The organism is Pseudoalteromonas sp. MMG012 (genome assembly GCF_018100875.1).
GTDB lineage: Bacteria > Pseudomonadota > Gammaproteobacteria > Enterobacterales > Alteromonadaceae > Pseudoalteromonas > Pseudoalteromonas aurantia.
The window spans coordinates 1-3,061 of sequence record NZ_JAGJEF010000150.1; the positions used below are offsets into that span (position 1 = coordinate 1).

Below are 3,061 nucleotides of genomic sequence, written 5' to 3' on the forward strand. Positions count from 1 at the left end.
AAGATGAGATTTGACAAGCTCTATGAGCGCTTCATGATCTCGATACTCTGATAATGCTACTATATAGAGTACTAACTGAGCACTGGCATTTTCTAACTCGATCACTTTAGCTACCGCTTGTTCAATTTGGCCAAGCTGCTTTGCTAAGACTTCAATCTCCGCAGTTTCAATTCGATAACCTCGCAGCTTTACCTGATCATCAGCTCGACCAATAAAAGTATAATTCCCGTCAGCAAGTTGACGCATAAGATCACCGCTGCGATACACCCTTTGTCCCTGCCAACTGACAAACTTATCGTCCGTCAATTCTCGTTGTCGCACATAACCCTTGGCAACGCCGGCACCTGCAATATATAACTCACCAATTCCACCTTGTGGTGTACGCTGTTGATGACGATCAAGTATATATAAATGTGTATTGTCAATTGCCCGACCAATCGGAACAGGTAATTCATGATCTTCTTTTTGATCTGGGTAAATGGGGTAGTCACTACACCCTACAACTGTCTCCGAAGGGCCATATTCATTAATAAACGTTGAATTTGGTAACCATGCTTGGCACTGACTCAACAACTGACCAGTAAATTGCTCCCCCCCTATAACCAATGTATGTTGCGAATTAATAATATGACCTTTATTTAGAGCACATAAAGCCTGTAAATGGGCTGGGGTAACTTTAAATAAAGAAGCGCTATGCGTACATAAACACTGGTACAAGTCATCTAATGTATTGTCCTCAAAAAGAACAGTGACTGTTTTACCACAGATAAGCGGGGTTAATAAGCTGGTTAAAGTTGCATCAAAACTCAAGGTAGAGCTTACTATAGATTGACCAATTACTGTATTTAGATAGCGTTTTTGCGCATATTTCAAATAGTTAGTTAATCCTCGATGCAATACTTCTATTCCCTTTGGCGTCCCTGTAGAACCAGAAGTATGAATAATATACGCCACCGGATTAGTTGGCGTATTTAGCATGACAGTACGATTGACTTTTTTATAACTATTAACACAGATCAAGCTGATATTCTCAACATTGAGGTTTTGTTGCCATTGCGGTGAAGTTAATACTGCTGCAACCGAGGCATTTTCTACTATGGTTGCTAAGCGCTGTTGAGGGTAACTAGGTTCCATAGGAACATAAGTCATATCTGCACGCAAAACAGCCAAAACAGTGCTCAATAAAATTTCACTGCGTCCTAGACAAATACCTATGCAAGCATGACGAGGGTAATAAACAGTTAAATAGCTTGCGAGCTCATCCGCCTGTCGCATAAGCTCAGCATAAGTCTGTATGGTTTGCCCACACTTTAGGGCTATACTATCTGGCGATTTGATGGCTTGTTGATAAATGAGAGCGTCAATACGCGTATCAGCGATATCGCTGTGAACTTCACTAAACCGCACATTTGATTTGCCCTGTGATGTAGAGCCAAGATCACTGAGTAAATCATCGTCATGATTGATCTCCGTAATTCCTTTAAGTATCCCTTGATACTGCTTTAACATCGCATTGGCAGTGTCATACTCAAACAAACTAGAATCAAATTGTAGCGTTAACATTGCGTTACCACTATTTAACTGTACAGCGAATTCTAAATCATATTTACAGCTGAGTGCTTCGACAGATAAAAAATCGACATCCAAATCTGATATCGACAGTTCCGTTGACTCAGTGTTATTCATATTGAGCATTATCTGGAACAAAGGCGTGTACTGTGTCGAGCGTCCTTGGCAGCACGTATCTACAATTTGTTCAAAGGGAACGTCTTGATTATCTTGGGCTGCGAGGTTTACACTGCGAATATGCGCAAAAAAATCTGCCACTGTGCGATTCCTAGTATCACTACGAAGCACCAATGTATTCACAAAAAACCCTATCAATGGTTCTAGCTCTTGACGTGTTCGGTTCGCAACCGGCGTTCCTATGACAATATCGTGTTCGTAGCTATATTTTGACAATAGTAAACTCAGTGCACCATGGCACAGCATAAATGGAGTAATATTGAAACGTTTAGCGACATTATTTATAGCCTCAGCAAGTGACGGTTCTAATTGCAATCGCGCACGCTTTCCTTTATTTGACTTAATCCCTTGTCGTGAATAGTCCAACGGTATTTGATGAACACTCGGCAGATCACTCAGCTGCTGTTGCCAGTATGCCAATTGCTGGATTATTTGCGATTGCATATCACTTTGATGCTGCCAATGAGCATAATCTCGGTATTGCACAGGAAGTGGTACTAAACAAGCATCCTCTTGATTTTTCAAAGAGCTATACAACATGCTGAATTCGTTAACCAATATGCCTAAGGACCAAGCATCAGAAGCAATGTGGTGCATAGTTAAAACAATCGCCACATCCTCATGTGCCAAATGAACACAAGTCACTCGTAGCAATAGATCATGGGCTAAATCAAAGCATGCATTATGTGTTGTTTTTATTTCTTGCTCTAACGCTTTATTTTGTGGCTCACCAGTGAGATCTTTTAGCGTCACTTGACGAATGCTAAATGGATGGTGATCATTTACTCGTTGAGAAACTTCACCATCAGCATTTTTTACAAATACAGAGCGGAGTACTTCATGACGCGCAATGATCTGGGAAAATGCTTGCTGAGCAATGTCTAGATTAAACTTCCCACACACGCGTAACGCCGATGTGATGTGATATTCCGTGCTCCCCTGATTCATATTATCGATAAACCACAAGCGCTGCTGAGCATAAGATAGCTTATAAGTTTGTGACTCAATTTGCTGCGGCAATATCTCCGATACAATAGTAAAATCAGTGTGCTTATCTAGATACTTCGCTATTTCATAAATACTCTGCGCGGTAAAAATGGTTTGCAATGATATAGTTTTAGTAAAGGTTTTTTTTATCGCTGTCTGCATTTTTACTGCTCGTAGAGAATGTCCACCTTGCGTAAAAAAGCTAACTCGAGTGTCGATTGTCGCTTCTGCTTGATTGAGGATCTGACTCCAAATAGTCAACAGTTGCGCCTCAGTTTGCGTTGTTGGTTGATTTTTATTGGCTGTTTTCTCGGGTAAGGCGGTAACT

At 40.8% G+C, this 3,061-nt stretch carries 1 protein-coding gene; it reads right to left on the bottom strand.

Features of this window, described 5'->3' with window-relative positions; genetic code table 11:
• Positions 1-3,061, bottom strand: a 3,061-nt coding sequence (locus J8L97_RS22560; RefSeq protein ID WP_211052956.1) for a non-ribosomal peptide synthetase, incomplete at both ends; no start/stop codon positions are given.